The sequence below is a fragment of the Pseudomonas sp. genome (assembly GCF_030150285.1).
GTDB lineage: Bacteria > Pseudomonadota > Gammaproteobacteria > Pseudomonadales > Pseudomonadaceae > Aquipseudomonas.
Genome location: NZ_JASLGE010000025.1, coordinates 16324 through 34853, shown reverse-complemented (window position 1 = coordinate 34853; position 18530 = coordinate 16324). Strand labels below are relative to the sequence as shown.

The window sequence follows — 18530 nt, the reverse complement described above, 5'->3', positions numbered from 1 at the left end:
CAGCTTCGGCTGCTTGTCCGCTGCGCGGACTATCCTTGACGATTCTTTCATTCAATCGTTTTCGCAAATCCCCGCCGACAAAGCTGCCAGGGCGACTCTTGAGTCTTACACGGCATGCGCAGCTTTGGAGCATGGGTCTTTGCGGATGCACTTAGAGGCAGACCCATGACCCAGGAAACCGGCGGCTTCGCCGCTTTTAATCTTAATCCGAACATTCTTTCTGCTGTCATCGCGACTGGCTACGAAGAACCTTCGGCTATTCAGCAGCAATCGATCCCGATCATCATGGCCGGCCAAGACATGATTGGCCAGGCGCAAACCGGTACCGGTAAAACCGCCGCGTTCGCCCTGCCAATCCTGCACTGCATCGATCCTGCCAAGCGCGAGCCGCAAGCCCTGATCCTGGCGCCAACCCGTGAGTTGGCGCTGCAAGTAGCAACCGCTTTCGAAACCTACGCCAAGCAAATGCCGGGCGTTACCGTTGTGGCCGTTTACGGCGGCGCGCCTATGGGCCCACAACTGAAAGCAATCCGTAACGGCGCACAGATCGTTGTCGCCACTCCGGGCCGTCTGTGCGATCACCTGCGTCGCGACGAAAAAGTGCTGTCGACCGTGAACCACCTGGTTCTGGACGAAGCTGACGAAATGCTCAAGCTGGGCTTCATGGACGACTTGGAAGTCATCTTCAAGGCGCTGCCAGCAACCCGTCAGACCGTACTGTTCTCGGCGACCCTGCCACAGTCGATCCGTGCCATTGCCGAACGCCATCTGCGCGATCCGCAACACGTGAAGATCCAGACCAAGACTCAGACCGTTACCGCGATCGAACAGGCTCACCTGTTGGTTCACGCTGACCAGAAGACCTCGGCTGTATTGAGCCTGCTGGAAGTCGAAGACTTCGACGCGCTGATCATGTTCGTGCGCACCAAGCAAGCCACTCTGGACCTGGCCAGCGCCCTGGAAGCCAAAGGCTATAAAGCCGCTGCGCTGAACGGTGACATTGCCCAGAACCAGCGTGAGCGCGTCATCGATTCCCTCAAGGATGGCCGTCTGGACATCGTTGTAGCGACCGACGTAGCGGCGCGTGGTCTTGACGTTCCACGTATCACCCACGTGTTCAACGTTGACATGCCTTACGACCCAGAGTCCTACGTTCACCGTATCGGCCGTACAGGCCGTGCCGGTCGCGAAGGTCGTGCCTTGTTGCTGGTGACGCCACGTGAGCGCCGCATGCTGCAAGTGATCGAGCGTGTCACCGGTCAAAAGGTTGCTGAGGTCCGCCTGCCGGATGCTCAAGCCGTTCTCGATGCTCGCATCAAGAAATTGACCAACAGCCTGGCTCCGTTGGTTGCTGACGCTGAATCGACTCACGGTGACCTGCTGGATCGTCTGACCGCTGATATCGGTTGCAGCCCACGTGCACTGGCCGCTGCGCTGTTGCGCAAAGCGACCAATGGTCAGGCTCTGACGCTGGCTGCGATTGAGCGTGAGCGCCCACTGGTGCCAAACAGCGCACCGCGTGAGCGTTCCGAGCGTAGCGGTGACCGTCCGGACCGTGGTGATCGTGAGCGTCGTGCTCCGGTTCCATTGGCTGAAGGCCGTGCTCGCTGCCGTACCGCGCTGGGTGCGCGTGATGGCATCGCTGCCAAGAACCTGCTGGGCGCTATCCTCAACGAGGGTGGTCTGGCACGTGAAGCCATCGGTCGCATCCAGGTGCGTGACAGCTTCTCCTTGGTGGAACTGCCGGAAGACGGCCTGGAAAAACTGTTGGCCAAGTTGAAAGACACCCGCGTTGCCGGTAAGCAGCTGAAGCTGCGTCGCTACCGCGAAGATTAATCACGACGTGTTGTGATTGATCGCTAAAAAATCCCCGACTGGTTCGGGGATTTTTTTTGCCTGCGATATCAACGGGCAACCTCTCTAGGCTTGTGCCCGGTAGGAGGGGCGCTCCGTCTTCGGTGCCACGCTGTCGTTCAGCAATCCTGTCCATTGCTGCGGTCACGGCCACTTGAGGTTCCGGCTTTACGCCGTGTTACTTTGAAAGCGCAAAGTAACCAAACGCTTATGCCCCTACCACTCGGTGCCTCGCTGTGGCTCGGCATGCCCTCACCACAGGCTTTGCTCCGTGGGCCGCCGCGATCGGCCCTCCCTGGCCGTGTCGCGGCTAACCCGGCGTCCTGCCGGGTTACCCACTGCGCAAAACCTGCGTTCGGCCAGCGTGGTTTAAGGGGGCCCTTTAGATCAAAAGCCAGATCAAAAGATCACTAGCCAGCTCGTTCCTACAAACGCTGCCATCCGTGATCCGTAGGAGCGAGCTTGCTCGCGATCTTTTGATCTTTAAAAGCGCGATGACGCTGCGCTGTCGTTCAGCATTCCTATCCATTGCTGCGGTCACGGCCACTTAAGGTTCCGGCTTTACGCCGTGTTACTTTGAAAGCGCAAAGTAACCAAACGCTTATGCCCCTACCACTCGGTGCCTCGCTGTGGCTCGGCATTCCCTCACCACAGGCTTTGTTCCGTGGGCCGCCGCGATCGGCCGTCCCTGGCCGTGTCGCGGCTAACCCGGCGTCCTGCCGGGTTACCCACTGCGCAAAACCTGCGTTCGGCCAGCGTGGTTTAAGGGGGCCCTTTAGATCAAAAGCCAGATCAAAAGATCACGAGCCAGCTCGTTCCTACAAACGCTGCCATCCGTGATCCGTAGGAGCGAGCTTGCTCGCGATCTTTTGATCTTTAAAAGTTTCGGCCTATCCCATTGCTGCGGTTACGGCCACTTAAGGTTCCGGCTTTACGCCGTGCCACTTTGAAAAGCTGTACAGACCGGCCGTGACTGCCAGGGGAGGCCTCAGCCGAATCGGTAGATGTCCATTCCCAGCGCGCCCAGCGTCCACCCTTGGTGGGCAATGCTGAACGGCCCGCCAGCGGCCCTCGCGAAGTACAACGGCAGCAGGTGCTCATCGCTCGGGTGGCTGCGCACGGCAAAGGGTGCCTGACGGCGGTAGTCATATAAGGCTGCGTCGTCATCGGCCACGAGTTTTTCGATCATCCAGTCACGAAAGGCTTTGGCCCAAGGTTCAATACTGTCCGGGCCGGCGTGCCAGTCCAGCTCACGCAGGTTATGGGTGATACTGCCTGAACCAATGATCAGAACGCCTTCTGCGCGCAGATCGTTCAGCGCATGCCCCACGTGCGACAGGCCTGCAGGGCCCAGTTGGCTGGGCAGTGAGACCTGCACAATCGGAATGTCGGCCGCCGGGTACATCAGCGACAGGGGCACCCAAGCCCCGTGGTCGAAAGGGCGTTCTGGGTCAAGTTGGGCCACCAGGCCGTGTTCACTCAGGCGCTTAACGATCGTAGAGGCCAGCTCGGGATTGCCGGGTGCGGGGTATTGCACGGCAAACAAGGCGCGCGGGAAGCCGCCAAAGTCATGCCAGGTGGCCGGTGCGGGGTGGCTGGCGACGCTCAACCCAGCGCTTTCCCAATGCGCCGAAACCAGAATGATGGCTTTTGGCCGAGGCAGCTCTTTGGCTAAACGTTGCAGAGCCGGGCCGCTGGCACCAGGTTCCAGTGCTAGCATGGGGGAGCCGTGGGAAATAAACAGGCTGGGGAGCATGTAGGGCGTCCTCAAGGTTAAGAGATGTGCCATCTTCATCCCGATCATTGATCGAAATCCAATATAAGTTTTAGTACTTAACTATCGAATTTAAAGGTGAATCATGCAGCCCGAATTCTGGCATAGCCGTTGGGGAAGTAATCAGATCGGTTTTCATCAGGAAGAGGTCAACCCTTACCTCAACCGCTGGTGGCCCGGGCTGGGTGTTGAACCTGGCAGTCGTGTGCTGGTGCCGTTGTGCGGGAAAAGCCTGGACTTGAGCTGGTTGGCAGCTCAAGGCTATGAGGTGATGGGGGTGGAGCTTTCCGAGAAGGCCGTCGAAGACTACTTTCGCGAGCAAGGCCTCCAGCCTGCGGTGGCCGAACACGGTGCGTTCAAGGTGTATGAGGCCGGTTCGGTGGCGATATGGTGCGGTGATGTCTTCAAACTGTCGGCAACGGATGTTGAAGCCTGTCAGGGGCTGTATGACCGCGCCGCGATCATCGCCTTCCCGCTCGACATGCGCGAACAGTACGCACGTCACTTGACCCGGATTCTTCCACAGGGCTGCAAGGGCTTGCTGATCACCCTCGACTACGATCAGTCACAGAAGGAAGGCCCTCCCTTTTCGGTGCCCGATGCGCAGATTCAGCAATGGCTGTCGCCAGGCTGGACCTTGGCCGTGCTCGAAGCGCCGGATGTACTGGAACACAACTGGAAGTTTCTCAAGGATGGCCTGACGCGTCTTGAAGAGCGGGTGTATCGCCTGGAAAAAAAATAGGAGCCTGATTTTAGGGCATGAAAAGGGCGACCGAAGTCGCCCTTTTTTGTGCAAGTGCCGACGTATCAGCCGCGACGACGCAGAGCATCGATGCGTTCTTCCAGCGGCGGATGGCTCATGAACATCCGCGCCAGGCCCTGCTTGAGGCCGCCGTTGATGCCAAAGGCCGCCAGGGTGTCAGGCATGTGCACGGGCAGGCCTTGCTCGGAGCGCAGGCGTTGCAAGGCGCTGATCATGGCACCCGTACCGGCCAGTTGGGCACCGGCTTCATCCGCGCGGTACTCGCGTCTGCGCGAGAACCACATCACGATGGCGCTGGCGAGGAAGCCCAGAACCAGTTCGGCGAAAATGGTCGCGACGTAGTAAGCAATGCCACGGCCTTCTTCATTCTTGAACACCACTTTGTCGACAAAGTTGCCGATGATGCGGGCGAAGAACATGACAAAGGTGTTAACCACGCCTTGTACAAGCGCCAGTGTCACCATATCGCCATTGGCGACGTGACCGATTTCGTGGGCCAGTACCGCTTTCACTTCGTCAGGTGAGAAACGCTCCAGCAAGCCCTGGCTGACTGCGACGAGCGCATCGTTTTTATTCCAGCCGGTTGCAAAGGCGTTGGCCTCGTAGGCCGGGAAAATCCCGACTTCAGGCATTTTTATCCCGGCTTCGCGGGATAATTGCTCAACGGTTTGCATCAGCCATTGTTCGTGGCGGGTACGAGGCTGGGTAATCACTTGGGTGCTCGTACTCATCTTTGCCATCCATTTGGATATAAAAAGTGAGAACAAAGACCCTGCGAAACCAAAGACCGCACAGAATACCAGCAGCTGACTGAGGTCCAGGTCAACCCCGTTGGCCGCCATGAACCCGTCAAAGCCGAAGAGGCTAAGGGTGATGCTGGCAATCAGCACGACCGCCAGGTTAGTGGCCAAAAACAGCAAAATGCGCATCATGGTTGTAAAAATCTCCTCGTATTAAGGTGTTGCCGCATGCGGGTATATAAGGTGCTGCAAGAGGCGATTCAACCAGGTGACTATTTCAAACTGTGTCCTACAGGTTGAGTTTAGTTCCAGGTCAGCAAATTCCTAATACAAAATGATTTTTTTTCGACTGCGAAAGCAATAAAAAAACCTTTAAATACAGGCTCTTGCTAGTGGGCTGGGCGCGCGTTGTTACGCGGGTCGGAGGGGAATGGTACAGGTGTTAAGCATGATTTGGCGGACACATGCTGTGCGACTTTTCATTCGTCGCACAGCATGCCAGGAAATTACTGACGGTAGGTTTTCAGGAAATTGCCAATTCGACCGATCGCCATGTCCAGTTCATCTACGCGTGGCAGGGTTACCACGCGGAAATGGTCGGGCCAGGGCCAGTTGAACGCGGTGCCTTGAACCACCAGCAGCTTTTCGGACAGCAGCAGGTCCAGCACGAACTTTTCATCGTTCAGGATCGGGCACACTTTGGGATCGATCCGCGGGAAGGCGTAAAGCGCGCCCATGGGTTTTACGCAACTGACCCCAGGGATAGCGTTCAGCAGTTCCCAGGTGCGGTTACGTTGTTCCAGCAAGCGGCCGTTAGGCAATACCAGGTCATTGATGCTCTGGTAGCCGCCCAACGCTGTTTGAATGGCGTGCTGGCTGGGCACGTTGGCGCACAGGCGCATATTGGCCAGCATGTCGATGCCTTCGATGTAGCTTTGGGCAGTGTGCTTGGGCCCGGAAATGGCGATCCAGCCAGAGCGGAAGCCGGCCACCCGGTATGATTTGGACAGGCCGTTGAAGGTCAGGCACAGCACATCCGGGGCCAGCGACGCGGTGCAAATATGCACGGCGTCGTCGTACAGGATCTTGTCGTAGATTTCGTCCGAGAACACCACCAGGTTGTGCTGGCGTGCCAACTCAAGCATGCCCAGCAAGACTTCCTTGGAGTAGACCGCGCCCGTGGGGTTGTTCGGGTTGATGATGACCATCGCTTTGGTGTTCGGCGTGATTTTGGCCTTGATGTCGGCCAGGTCGGGCCACCAGTTGGCCTGCTCGTCACACAGGTAATGCACCGGGTGGCCGCCCGCCAGTGTTACGGCAGCGGTCCACAGCGGGTAGTCAGGTGCCGGTACGAGCACCTCGTCACCATTGTTGAGCAGCGCTTGCAGCGACATCACGATCAGCTCGGACACGCCGTTGCCCAAGTAGATGTCTTCAATGCCGACGCCTTCTACCTGCTTTTGCTGGTAGTACTGCATCACGGCCTTGCGGGCACTGAACAAGCCTTTGGAGTCACTGTAGCCCTGGGCCGTCGGCAGGTTGCGGATAACGTCCTGAAGGATTTCGTCCGGTGCTTCAAAGCCGAAAGGTGCCGGGTTGCCAATGTTCAGCTTGAGGATGCGTTGGCCTTCCTCTTCCAGTCGTTTGGCGTGCTTGAGCACTGGGCCGCGAATGTCATAACAGACGTTGGCGAGCTTGTTTGATTTGCTGACCTGCATGGCGATGTGATCCCGAAAATGAACGATCCAGGCCGTGTGAGAAGCACGGCACTGGGAAATCCTGTGTGTTCACGCAGCCCCTCACACCGCGTCGCTTCAAGAATCCATTTGAATGCCGCTGGAGCGGGTGCCAGACTGACGTTTAACGAGGCGCAATCATACGTGCCACCCGACCCCTGGAAAAGCCACCGGTCGGGGTTTTTCAGTTGCAGAGGCAGAACCATGGAAAAGCTCGACAAGACCCTGGAAGAATGGAAGGCCATGCTCGATCCGGATCAGTACGCGGTCTGTCGCCTCAAAGGCACAGAGCGTCCATTTTCGGGCAAGTACAATGCGACGAAAACCGACGGTGTTTACCACTGCATTTGCTGTCACGAGGCGCTGTTTGATTCGTCGACCAAGTTTGACTCCGGTTGCGGCTGGCCCAGTTTTTATGCCCCGATAGGTGATCAGGCCATGGTCGAAATCCGCGATGTGAGCCACGGCATGATTCGCACTGAAGTGGTCTGTGCGAAATGTGATGCGCATCTGGGGCACGTATTCCCGGACGGCCCGCCCCCAACCGGGCTGCGCTACTGCATCAACTCGGTCTGCCTGGATCTGGTTGCGCGTAACTGATGCCCACGGGTATGAGGCCTGATGCCATGACTGACAATCTGCTGACCATTGAGTGCATCACTCTGAAGGGCGAGCCCAAGACTCTGGCTGACTTCGGGGCTAAAGCGTTTCTGGTGGTCAATACCGCCAGCAAATGCGGATTTACCCCACAGTACAAAGGGTTGGAAAAGCTCTGGCAGCAGTACAGGGAGAAGGGGCTGGTTGTACTGGGCTTTCCGTGCAATCAGTTCGGCCAGCAGGAGCCCGGAGATGACGCTGCTATTTCCAGCTTTTGCGAGTTGAATTTTGGTGTGACCTTCCCGTTGTTCAAGAAAGTCGACGTCAACGGGCCTCACGCACACCCGCTGTTCGTTCAATTGAAGGCGCGCGCGCCGGGTTTTTTGGGCACGCAACGGATCAAATGGAATTTCACCAAGTTCTTGATCAGCGCGGACGGAGCCTCTGTCAAACGGTATGCGCCAGCGACCAAACCGCAAGCGCTCCAGGCGGATATTGAGCGGTTACTGGCATTGTAGCGGCGGCTAGTTTTTTGGCGGCACCCACATGTCCAGCAGGGCGGCCAGTTCTTCTCGACGGAACGGCTTTGCCAGGTAGTCATTCATTCCGGCAGAGCGACAGCGCTCGCGCTCTTCGGCCATGGCATTGGCGGTCAAGGCAACGATAGGCAAGTTCGGCCAATTCCCGCGCTGACGGATTTGCCGGCTGGCTTCATAACCGTCCATCACCGGCATATTGCAGTCCATCAGTACCAGGTCGAAGGTGTGGCGCTCCAATTGGCTGAGCGCCTCGCCGCCATGCGCCGCAATAGTGACATCACATCCCAGCTTGCAGAGCATGCCCTTGGCCACCAGTTGATTGACGGCATTGTCCTCAACCAGCAACACCTGTGCGCGATGTGCGGTAGGGGGGCTGGAGGGGGGCGCAACCGGTTTGCTGTCGTGTTCTTTGTGCAATAAATGCTGCAAGGTCTGGTACAGCGCCTGGCGTGAAAGAGGTCGCGCTTTTTGCAGCAGCGGGGCCAGTGCGCTGACCTGATCGCTGGGCATGAAGTTGCCGTAGGCAGTGACGAGCAGGATGGGCGCGCTGATGGCTGGGCGCAAACCACACAGGGCGTCGGTGCAGTCGCTGATCAACAGGTCGGGGCGTGCGTCTGCCAATGAGTCGTTGAGTGCGTAACGCTGATAGTCCAGGCCCCACAGCGGCAAGAAGCTGCTGAGTAGCTCTGACAGGCCGCTGTTTTGTTCACTGACGCAGCAAACCCTCCCGGTCAGCGGGGCGAGTGAGGTGGCGGGTGTGTGAAAAGGTAAAGGCAGTTCAGCGCAGAACTGACTGCCCTGGCCGATCTGTGAACGAATGGTCAGGCAACCGTGCATGGCTTCGCACAAGCTGCGAGTGAGCGCCAGCCCCAGCCCCGTACCGCCATACTGGCGGGTAATGCCGGCACCTGCCTGGGTGAAGGGCCTGAAAATCCGGGTCTGGGCTTCTATCGCGATACCGATGCCGGTGTCACAGACTTGAATGCGCACCTGGTCTTTATGGGTCGTGAGGCGCACATCGACACGCCCGGCGCGGGTAAATTTCAGTGCGTTGGACAGCAGGTTGCTGACAATTTGGCGCACCCGGGTAGGATCGCCCAGGACCAGGGCAGGGAAATGCGGGTCAATCAGGCAGGTCAGTTCGACACTCGGGGCTGCGTTCTGCGACAGCAGGTTGGCAGTGTCTTCAATCAAGGTACCGAGGTCGAATGCAATCTGCTCCAGCTCCAGTTGCCCGGCATCAAATTTCGAGAGGTCAAGTATGTCGTTGAGCAGCTCGACCAGGACTTTCCCCGAGTCATGGGCGATGGACAGTTGCTGGTGCTGTTCGGCATTCAGCGGGCTGTCCAGGCATAGCGCGAGCATTCCGAGCAAACCGTTAAGCGGTGTACGTATTTCGTGACTCATATTGGCCAGAAACGCTGAGCGTGCCTGGGCCATTTGCAGGGCGGTACTGCGGGCTGCTTCCAGTTCTTCGTTGGAAAGGCTGAGGCGCGTGTTGATGGCTTCAAGTTCCTGAGTGCGCGCCGAGACAATGTCTTCCAACTGCGACAAGTACTCGGTCAGGCGGTTCTCGGCGTTGCGCCGTTGTTCGATTTCACGCGTGACGGCATCAAACTGCTGGTTGGCCACGTTGACCAGTACGCCAATTTCGTCGTCCTCATGACCCGGCGGGCAATGGATGCGTGAAGGCCTGGGTGAGTCGGGTCGATTGTTGCTGAGCTCGCGAATAACGCGCACCAGTGGCTGGGTCAGCATCGTGTAAAACACGCCCAAAAGAATAAATGTCAGCAGGAAACTGCGGGCGAAACCTGTGATGAGGGTGACCTCCGCCCGGTGCAGGAAGCGGCTGCCAAACGGGTAGGTGTCCACCTCAAGGTGCAAGACACCGATACTTTGCTCAGGCAGGTGATTGAAATACAGGCGGTCATCAAACATGCGTGTTGCGCCGAACAGGTAATCGCTTAATGCTCGGTAGCGCCCGCTGTCGGAGTAATTGCGTACCTCTGCCAGGACGTTCTTGTCATTGTCGCTGATGTACGCCGCGGTGATGGCCGGGGAGCGCAGCAAGCCCAGTACCAGTTCCTGCGCAAGCTCTGAGTCAAGGTTGTAAGCAATACGTGAGGCCGGGTTGTGGCTGATATCCAGAAGGGATTGGATTTCACGATTGATGGCGGCGTTTTCACTGGCATAATCGATGGCGATTTGTAGCAGGCTGAGCATTGTCCCCAGAATAAAGCCGACCAGCACTGTCAGCCTAGCTTGCTTGAAAGACAGACGATGGCTGAGTTTTATATCCATAGGATGCTACACCTGATTCCATTCCTTACGGTCGCAAAGAGTAGTCGATAAGTCAGTTAACGGGCAGGCATTGCTGAGGTATTTTCTGGTAACTCTTTGAGTCACCAACGGGGTGACGGTTCAAGGCGGAAAGTATTGATATGCCATCATTTTTTAGCCGTCTGAGGAGATGTTGTGGAGACTAAACTGAGTGCCTTTCTTGAGCGGGCCGAATCGGTTCTAGCGCGTTTGGAACCCCTGCTGCCAGCGCCTCGCGAGTCGATTCAGTGGGACGACTGTCTGGCGGCGCGCTGGCAGCGCGAAGGTCGCTCGGGGTATTTGATGCCGCTGCACGTCAGCCTCGAAATGCGTCTTTCAGACCTGATCGGTGTCGACAACCAGCGTGATCAGTTGGGGCGCAATACGCATCAGTTTCTTGAAGGGTTACCCGCCAACCATGCATTGCTTTGGGGGTCGCGCGGTACGGGCAAGTCGTCATTGATCAGAGCGTTGCTGGCTGAGTACGCGGCAGCGGGCCTGCGGCTTATTGAAATTGAACGAGATCACTTGGGCGACCTGCCGCGGGTGGTCGAGCAGTTGCAAGGTTTGCCGCAACGGTTTGTCCTGTTTTGTGACGACTTGTCCTTTGAAGCGGGCGAGAGTGATTACCGTGTGCTGAAAAGCGTGCTGGACGGCTCACTGGAGCAAGCGCCGGATAATGTACTGCTCTATGCAACCTCGAACCGCAGGCACCTGGTGCCTGAAAAGGAAAGCGATAATGAGAACTGGAAGAACATCGAGGGTGAGCTTCACCCCAATGAAGCCGTAGAAGACAAAATCGCCCTGTCCGACCGGTTCGGTCTTTGGCTGTCGTTTTACCCCTTCACTCAGGATCACTTCCTGAGTGTGGTGGAACACTGGATCACGGTGCTGGCCGCCAAGGCAGGCTTGCAGTGGCAGCGGGACGAGGCACTGGATATTTTAGCGGTTCGCTGGGCAACGGGGCGTGGCAACCGTAACGGTCGTTGCGCTTACCAGTTCGCGCGTTACTGGGTCGGTTTAAAACTGTTGGAGCAACTGAATGATTGATTTGAATGCCACTGGAGCCGGGTTGGGCGGCTACGCCTTATTGCAGGCACAGTTGGAGTCCCTTTTGGCCGATGAGCGAGACTTTATCGCCAATGCTGCGCAGTTCTCGGCTTTTCTGTACAGCCAGATTGAAGACCTGAACTGGGCCGGCTTTTACCTCAACCGCAATGAAGAGTTAGTGCTGGGGCCGTTCCAAGGGCAAATTGCCTGCGTGCGCATTCCCTTCGGGCGCGGGGTGTGCGGAGCAGCAGCGGCCAGCAGGCAAACCCAGCGAGTTGAAGATGTGCATGCGTTTGCAGGGCACATTGCCTGTGACAGCGCCTCCAACAGCGAGTTGGTCGTGCCCTTGATCAAGGATGATCGCCTGATCGGTGTACTCGACCTGGATAGTCCGAGTGTCGGCCGGTTCACAGAGCAGGACCAGCAGGGCATTGAAGCGTTGGCAGCCATCTTTTTGCGCTTGAGCGACTGCTGAACTTCGGCTAGGTATTCAGCCCGGCCTTGAGCAGTAGCGCATCGACATCCACCGTGTCGATTTGTTGTGGCTCAAGGTACTGCTGCGCGTATTGCATAAAAATGTGTTCGCGCATAAACAGCTCGAACAGTTGTGGGTCAATATGCGCATCGCGGCACATGGCGGCCATGATCGTCAGCGCCTCATTAAGCGTTTTTCCGCGCTTGTAGGGGCGGTCGGAGGCGGTTAACGCCTCAAAAATATCGGCAATGGCCATCATTCGCGCTGCCGGGCTCATGTCTTCACGCTTCAGGCGTTTGGGGTAGCCGGTACCGTCCATTTTCTCATGATGCCCCCCTGCAATTTCAGCGATGTCGCCCAGGTAACTGGGGAAGGGCAAACGACTGAGCATCAGGATGGTTTGCACAATGTGATTGTTGATGATGTAGCGCTCTTCAGCCGTCAATGTGCCACGGTTGATGCTCAAGTTGTACAGCTCGCCGCGATTGAACTTGAAGGCCGGTACTTCCAGTTTGAACCCCCAAGGGTTATCGGCGGGCATTCGCTCGGCCTCAGGTCGTTCAACGACGTGTTCAGGCTTATCGGCGAGCAAATACTCCGTGACAGGCAGGGCTTGATCGGTCCGAGCAGATTGGCGTTTATTCTCCTCCCATGAAACGCCGAGTCGATCATCCAGTGTTCGTGTCCAGGTACGTCGGGCAATGGTGCCCAAACGCTCCAGGTCCTCCTTGGCCATGGCTTCGCTGCCGACATTGCTGCGCGCGACAAATGCAAAATCATCATCAAGCGCTTGTAGGCAGGTGTCGCGCAACGCGCTCTGCTGTAGATCGTCCCCGCCCAGTGCGAGCGCTTGCCAATAATTCACCCAGGCATCACGTTTGAGGACTTCAAAGCGAGTACGGATTTCGTGAATACGATCGTAAAGCGTTTCGAGTTTGGTGGCTTTATCCACGACATATTCAGGGGTTGTGACTTTGCCGCAGTCGTGAAGCCAGGCGGCGATGTGCAGGGCCTCCCATTCTTCCTCCGTGGGGTTGTACTGCTCAAAGGCGGGATGCTGGCTTGCTGCAGCAGCCTTGGCCAGCATGAAGGTCAGCATCGGCACCCGCTGACAGTGGCCGCCGGTGTACGGGCTTTTGGCATCAATGGCCCCGGCCACCAGTTGAATAAATGCATTCAATAACTGTTTTTGACGCGCTTGCAGGTGTTGGCTTTCAATCGAGACTGCTGCGGCACCTGAAATGGCCTTGATGAAAGCAATGCGTTCGGTGTTGAAAGGCTTCTGCGTGACATCGGTGAACGTGTTGCTCAGCACCAGTGCGAGTACCCCTACGGTCTCGCTGTGGCGGTTGTGCAGGCGAATGCCGATGACGTGAATACTCTGTTGATCAAGCGCTTGCATCACGGGTTGTAAATCCCCCGCTTGCTCGTAGCTGAGCGTTTGTACCGCCGTATCTTTGCCTTCGCTGAGTGTGCGCAGCCATTCTGGGTTTTGTGTGCCTTGCAGAGGGATTGTCGTGCGCGAGACAACATCCGGGCTGCAAGGCTGGTCGTTGATAATCAACCCTTTCAAAACGAGGTCTGCGCCATCGTTTTCCGAGAGATAAATCAACCCGGCCTGGGCTTGGCCGATTTTGATGGTTTCACCCAGTACCGAATGCAATAGCGGTTCAAACCGCCTGTGTGCCGATAAACTGTCCGTGATTTCAAAAAACCGGGCAAGGGTCTCCTTCATCGTCCTCATGGACTCTGCCAGTTGATCGATCTCAAGAATGGGGGATCGCGCGATGGCCGGGTAATTGAACTCAAAGCGGCGAATGGCATTGGCTTCTTGCACTAGAGTGTTCAAGGGCTTGACCAGCAACCTGGAGATCAGCCAGCCCAATGGCAAGCACAGCAGCAGTATGCCGAGGGTGACGAGCCCGCCCTGCCACCTGAGTTGATAAGCCTCGGCCAACAATTCATCTTCGGGCACCATCAGGGCCAGTTCCAACTCGTTGGAAACACCGTCGTTAATCCTCGCGCGTGAGACGATCCACTGTCGCTGGTCGGCGTAAAGACGTTGATCGGTGACCGCCGCCTTACTGATCAACTGATGGAGTGCCGGGCTGAGCGCTGAGACTTTGGGCAGTTCCTTCGAGCCTTTCTCGGTTAGCTGTGTTCTGGCGTTCGGGTAGGCCACCGCACGTTCATCGTCGTCGAACAGGACGATTTGCGTACTGGGGGTAATCATGTGCCTTGCCAGGGTATTGGAGAGTTGCGAAAGGGTCAGGTCAGCACCAATGACCGCCTTTGATGAACTGCGTTTAGATAATGTCGTACCTGCCTCTTGGGTGGAGAAAAAGAGATAGGGTCGCGTGGTCGTTTGGTCGATGTTGCCGTGAGAGGGAATAAACCAGCTACGATCTCGGGGGTCATAGGGCTCGTTTTGATTACTGCGTTGCTCCAGTAAGGTCAGTGAGTCATCAAAAAAGAGCTTTTGAGACTCACCATTGCTCCTGGCACCTGTGTGTTGAATTGACCAGGCTTGATAGGCCGTACCCGGCGGGGCTTTCAGGCGGTCCCGGGTGGCCTGGTTACGCACGGGTCTGACCAGGAAAAAATTTCCGTCGTTATCGGCCAAGAATAAAGCCGCGAGCGCGGGATTGTCCTTGAGTGATTGCACGAACGGCTTCAACAACGCCATTCGTGATTCGAATTGGTCCGTTCGAATAGCGGGGGTGAGTGCCAGCAGGTTCAGTGTCTGGCGAATGGGTCTGTAGGTGTTGACCAGATCCAGTTGCACGTCATGTTCGATCTGGTTGAACAGTTTTTGGCTGTTACCAAGGATGATGCGCGTGGTCTGCAGGTAGTTTATGACCCCTAGCGTGACGCCGATCAGCACCAGCAGTAGCGTAAATACGACACTGATGTGGATATGCAGCGGAAACTGACGCTTTTGAGCGTAAGCGCTACTAAACATGACGTATCACCGCTGAGATAGGGGGTGATATTAAGCATAGTAAGTCGCGGCTGATCTGCGCTTCTATTGGCTGGGTGGTATAAGGCGTTACTCAGGTTTCCCGAAGCAGCCTGGCCAGTTCGTCGAGCAGTGCCTGTTCAAGCGAGGCCATGCTGCATTTCACCGAGGTGCGGCAGGTGGCCAGGTTCGCAAGGCTGGCGTGCTCCAGTTTCTCACACTGTTGAATCAACTCATGCGCGCCCACAATTCGAGCCGCTCCCTTGATGCGATGAGCTATTTCAGCAAACGCCTGAGGCCCGTCCTCTTCACGCAGCTCAACCAGTGCCCTGAGGTCCTGGCGGTTACTGCGAAGCAGTTCTTCGAGCAAAAGCCGAATTCTCACGCCATCTCGCCCGGACAGTAAATAAAGGGCGTCAATGTTGAACACAGGGGCTGGCAAAGCCAGTGGCTCCAGCGCACCAAGGCGTTGGTTCAACAGGGTAAGGCTGATCGGTTTAAACAGGCAGTCATCCATCCCTGCCTCCTTGCAGCGCAAGCGCTCTTCAGGCTGGGCATTGGCGGTAAAGCCCAACACAGTGCAAGGCGTGCGGTGTGACGAAAGCTCAAATTGACGAATGGCTCGGGTCAGATCGTAGCCGTTCATGACGGGCATGTTGCAGTCGGCGATGACGAGATCGAAGGTACCTTCCTTCCAGGCCTTGAACCCCTCCGCGCCATTGTGTTCAGTCTGGTAGTGGTGCCCTAAAAAGCCCAACTGCTGGCACATCAGCAAGCGATTTGCCGGGTGGTCATCCACCACCAGTACATTCAACGGACGCGCCGCAGGGGCTATTTCAGGCTCTTGGGTCGCAGCGTTCAGACAGGGTTCCATAACCCTCATTTTGAACGCGATCTGTATATGGGTACCCACGTTCTGCTCGCTGGTCAGCCTGAGAGAGCCCCCCATCATTTCGCAAAGGCTGCGGCAGATCACTAGCCCAAGACCTGCCCCGTTGAGCGCCAGTTGCCCAGTATTTTCCACTTGGGTAAAAGGTTCAAAAAGACGCTCCTGATCCCGCTGGCTGATACCAATACCGGTGTCCTTGACGCTCAGTTGCAGCTCGATCTGATCCGCTGTGTCGGTTGGCAGCAGATTCAGCTCGAGCGTCACTTCGCCATGCTCGGTGAATTTGATCGCGTTACTGATCAGGTTGGTCAGCACCTGCTTGAACCGAAGCGGGTCGATCAGTACATCCGGCCCGCGGCCTTCGGGTTTGAAGATCAATGAGAGGTTGAGGCATTTTTGTCGGGCCAGACCGTCAAATACGCGGATGACCGAATTGGCCAGATCCCGCAGATTGACCCGCTCGGGCGTCAGATTCAGCCGACCGGATTCAATACGGGCAATATCGAGAATGTCCCCGATCAGTTCCAGCAGGTCCTTGGCCGAATTGTACGCGACCTCTATGGACGGTCGGTCGAGGTGCCCCTGGTCCGCACGCTTCAATGTCAGCTCGAGCATGCCTATGACGGCATTCATCGGCGTGCGGATTTCATGGCTCATAGTGGCGAGGAATGTACTTTTGGCGCGGTTGGCATCATCTGCCCGGTCTTTGGCTGCGCGCAGTTCATCGAGAAGCTGGCGGCGGTCGCTGATGTCAATCCAGCCTCCGATAATGCCCTGTACTTCTCCCAATGAGTCCCGATAGGGAAGAATCCAGTGGTAGATGGTGAGCGTTCTATCGCCCAGGTGCAGCGGGCGATCCATGATCAGCGGCGTTCCCTTCTCCATGACCCGCAAGTAATCAGCCTGATAGTCATGAGCTTCGTGCTCATTGCTCTTTAAGTTGCAGGTCTGCATCACCGTTTTACCGATCACCTCTTCGCGCTGCGCTGAGAACGCTTTTAAATAACTGTCATTGCAGGTTTGCAGAATGCCTTGGCGGTCTCGGACATAAATGGGATGGGGCGTGCCATTGACCAGCGCTCGCATGAATTCGAACTGGTCACCCAGTGCCCGTTCTGCCATTTTTCGCTGCTGGATCTGACGCCGCATATAGGCGTTCCACAGAACCGAGAGCAGCAGTAACAGGCTGGTACCCATGATGATCTGATAAATGAGGCGATGATAGTTTCGCCAATAGCTGTCTGACGCTGGAACGTACCCGCGCCAGCGACTATTGATGACGCCCAGTTCATCAGGCGCAATGCTGAGCAGGGCCTTGTTGAGAATAGAGCTTAACTCGGGAGCATCTCGAGCAGTGGCGAGGGAAAACGTGGCGGGCGTGGTGCCAATCGTCGCGCTGATTTGCAGGCGGTTTTCAAACAATTGAGAAGCCAGCAAATAGTTGGCGATGACTAGCGTATTGACAGCACCTTGTACTTTGCCTTCGGCCAGCAACTCCGTGCTTTGGTAAAGGTCGTCGGTTTCGACTAGCTCAATGCGTGGGTACTCACGGCGCAGGTACTCGATCAAGGGGTTTCCATGGGGCAAGGCGAGTTTTTTTCCGGCCAATTGCTCCAGGGTCAAGGGCGGGTCGGCCCTCTTTGCCGTAAGCAGCACAAAGGAGTTTTCGAGGTAGGGGCGGCTGAAGCTCAACGCACTTTCCCGAGACAGTGAAGGTGTAATGGCCGAGATGATGTCCGTCTCGTGCTGGTTGATCATCTGAATCATCTGGCTGAAGCTACGAGCGCGTTGAATTTCAAAACGTAACCCGGTTCGCAAGCGAATAACGTCCAGCAGATCGGCTGTTATGCCTCGAAAGTGGTTGTCGGCGTCAAAGAACGTCAACGGTGCAAGGGTTTCGTTGACCACCACCCTGACCACGGGGTTGCGGGCCAACCAGCGTTCCTCACGCTCAGTGAGTTGCAGCTTTTGATCCGTGAGTAGCATGTCACTCCCCGCGCTCCAGCGTTTGGCAATGCTGTCACGTTCACTATTGGGAATCGCATTGAGCGTCGAGTTGAGAATGCTGAGCAGTTGCGCGTTGTCGCGGCGCACGGCAAAACCGAATCCGTAAGCTTCATGTTTGCCGAAATTAGCCATCTTGATGTTCTTCAGGTAACCCTTGTTGATGCTGTAGTGCGTAGACACGGTGTCGCCCAGAAACACATCGGCCTGATCGAAGGCCACAGAGTTGATGGCGTTCTGATAAGACGGGTATGACTGAATGATTGCCTTGGGGTAGAGCGCCTTGACCTCGCTCAAGGGCAAGTAGTGATACACCATGCTTAAACGCAAACCCGCCAAGCCTTCGGAGAGCGAGCGTTTTTCTCCTTCTCGGGTGACAAGTACGGGTTGGTCGACAGCGTATGGAATGGAAAGCAGCAGGTTCGGGCGGTCGGCCTCAAAGCCGTTTGAGGTGCCGAGCAGGTCAATTTTTCCGTCTTCCAGTGCTTTGATGGCGGCCTCCCGGGATGGGAAGCGCTGGACTTTGATCGCCACGTTGAGGGCTTTGCCCAGTATGCCGAGGTAATCGGCAGTCAGGCCTTCGTAGTCCTGGCCACTGGAGGTCATGTCAAATGGAGGATAGTCCGGGGCAGATGCGCCCACGCGTAGTTCACGCTTTTCCTGGAGCCAGTACCGTTGTTGCTTATCCAGAGGAACTTCCATGTGATAGATGCCCGAGCGACTGAGTAACGAATAGCGCTCAGTTTGGCTGGGTTCGGCGAATACGGCTGTACACAGGATGAGTCCTGTGAGCAACAATAGGTAATGATTAAACCGCGTGGGCATCCTGTT

General features: G+C 56.6%; 12 protein-coding genes. 6 read left to right on the top strand and 6 right to left on the bottom strand.

All coding sequences use genetic code 11. From position 1 onward, the window contains the following. Positions 1-165 precede the first annotated feature (165 nt). Positions 166-1836 carry a DEAD/DEAH box helicase gene (locus tag Q1W15_RS04730; protein WP_300724513.1) on the top strand — a complete coding sequence of 557 codons (1671 nt, stop codon included), beginning with the start codon at positions 166-168 and terminating at the stop codon, positions 1834-1836. Between the two features lie 1006 nt (positions 1837-2842). Here the strand turns inward: Q1W15_RS04730 and Q1W15_RS04725 are convergent. Beyond that, on the bottom strand, positions 2843-3610 hold the full coding sequence (locus Q1W15_RS04725; RefSeq protein ID WP_300724508.1) for a class III extradiol ring-cleavage dioxygenase: 768 nt from the start codon (positions 3608-3610) through the stop codon (positions 2843-2845). Between the two features lie 103 nt (positions 3611-3713). Here Q1W15_RS04725 and Q1W15_RS04720 point away from each other — a divergent pair, with 103 nt between their 5' ends. Then, on the top strand, positions 3714-4370 hold the full coding sequence (locus Q1W15_RS04720) for a thiopurine S-methyltransferase (protein WP_300724505.1): 657 nt from the start codon (positions 3714-3716) through the stop codon (positions 4368-4370). 65 nt (positions 4371-4435) lie between these two features. Here the strand turns inward: Q1W15_RS04720 and htpX are convergent, their stop codons facing one another. Further along, positions 4436-5323 carry a protease HtpX gene (gene htpX, locus Q1W15_RS04715; protein ID WP_300724464.1) on the bottom strand — a complete coding sequence of 296 codons (888 nt, stop codon included), beginning with the start codon at positions 5321-5323 and terminating at the stop codon, positions 4436-4438. A 314-nt stretch (positions 5324-5637) separates the two neighbouring features. Continuing rightward, complete coding sequence (locus Q1W15_RS04710) at positions 5638-6849, bottom strand: pyridoxal phosphate-dependent aminotransferase (protein WP_300724451.1); 1212 nt, start codon at positions 6847-6849, stop codon at positions 5638-5640. Between the two features lie 222 nt (positions 6850-7071). On the opposite strand from Q1W15_RS04710, the gene msrB reads away from it, so the two are divergent. Together msrB and Q1W15_RS04700 are read left to right on the top strand one after the other, a co-directional pair. Further along, the gene (gene msrB, locus Q1W15_RS04705; RefSeq protein WP_300724434.1) at positions 7072-7467 is read left to right on the top strand and encodes a peptide-methionine (R)-S-oxide reductase MsrB; all 396 of its coding nucleotides are present in this window, start codon (positions 7072-7074) and stop codon (positions 7465-7467) included. 26 nt (positions 7468-7493) lie between these two features. Beyond that, positions 7494-7982, top strand: coding sequence for a glutathione peroxidase (locus Q1W15_RS04700; protein ID WP_300724417.1), 489 nt, complete (start codon positions 7494-7496; stop codon positions 7980-7982). Between the two features lie 6 nt (positions 7983-7988). Here Q1W15_RS04700 and Q1W15_RS04695 read toward each other — a convergent pair whose 3' ends face one another. Beyond that, positions 7989-10304: an ATP-binding protein gene (locus Q1W15_RS04695; protein ID WP_300724409.1), complete on the bottom strand. Its 2316-nt coding sequence runs from the start codon at positions 10302-10304 to the stop codon at positions 7989-7991. A gap of 174 nt (positions 10305-10478) precedes the next feature. Between Q1W15_RS04695 and Q1W15_RS04690 the strand changes: the two genes are divergently transcribed. Beyond that, the gene (locus Q1W15_RS04690) at positions 10479-11372 is read left to right on the top strand and encodes an ATP-binding protein (protein WP_300724401.1); all 894 of its coding nucleotides are present in this window, start codon (positions 10479-10481) and stop codon (positions 11370-11372) included. Beyond that, on the top strand, positions 11365-11847 hold the full coding sequence (locus Q1W15_RS04685; RefSeq protein WP_300724392.1) for a GAF domain-containing protein: 483 nt from the start codon (positions 11365-11367) through the stop codon (positions 11845-11847). Before Q1W15_RS04690 ends, Q1W15_RS04685 begins: the two co-directional genes overlap by 8 nt. Positions 11848-11854: 7 nt before the next feature. Here Q1W15_RS04685 and Q1W15_RS04680 read toward each other — a convergent pair whose 3' ends face one another. Together Q1W15_RS04680 and Q1W15_RS04675 are read right to left on the bottom strand one after the other, a co-directional pair. Further along, positions 11855-14809 (bottom strand): HD domain-containing phosphohydrolase, encoded by a 2955-nt coding sequence (locus Q1W15_RS04680; RefSeq protein WP_300724386.1) that lies wholly within the window; start codon positions 14807-14809, stop codon positions 11855-11857. Positions 14810-14900: 91 nt separating this feature from the next. Further along, positions 14901-18524, bottom strand: coding sequence for a transporter substrate-binding domain-containing protein (locus Q1W15_RS04675; protein WP_300724385.1), 3624 nt, complete (start codon positions 18522-18524; stop codon positions 14901-14903). Positions 18525-18530: the final 6 nt, after the last annotated feature.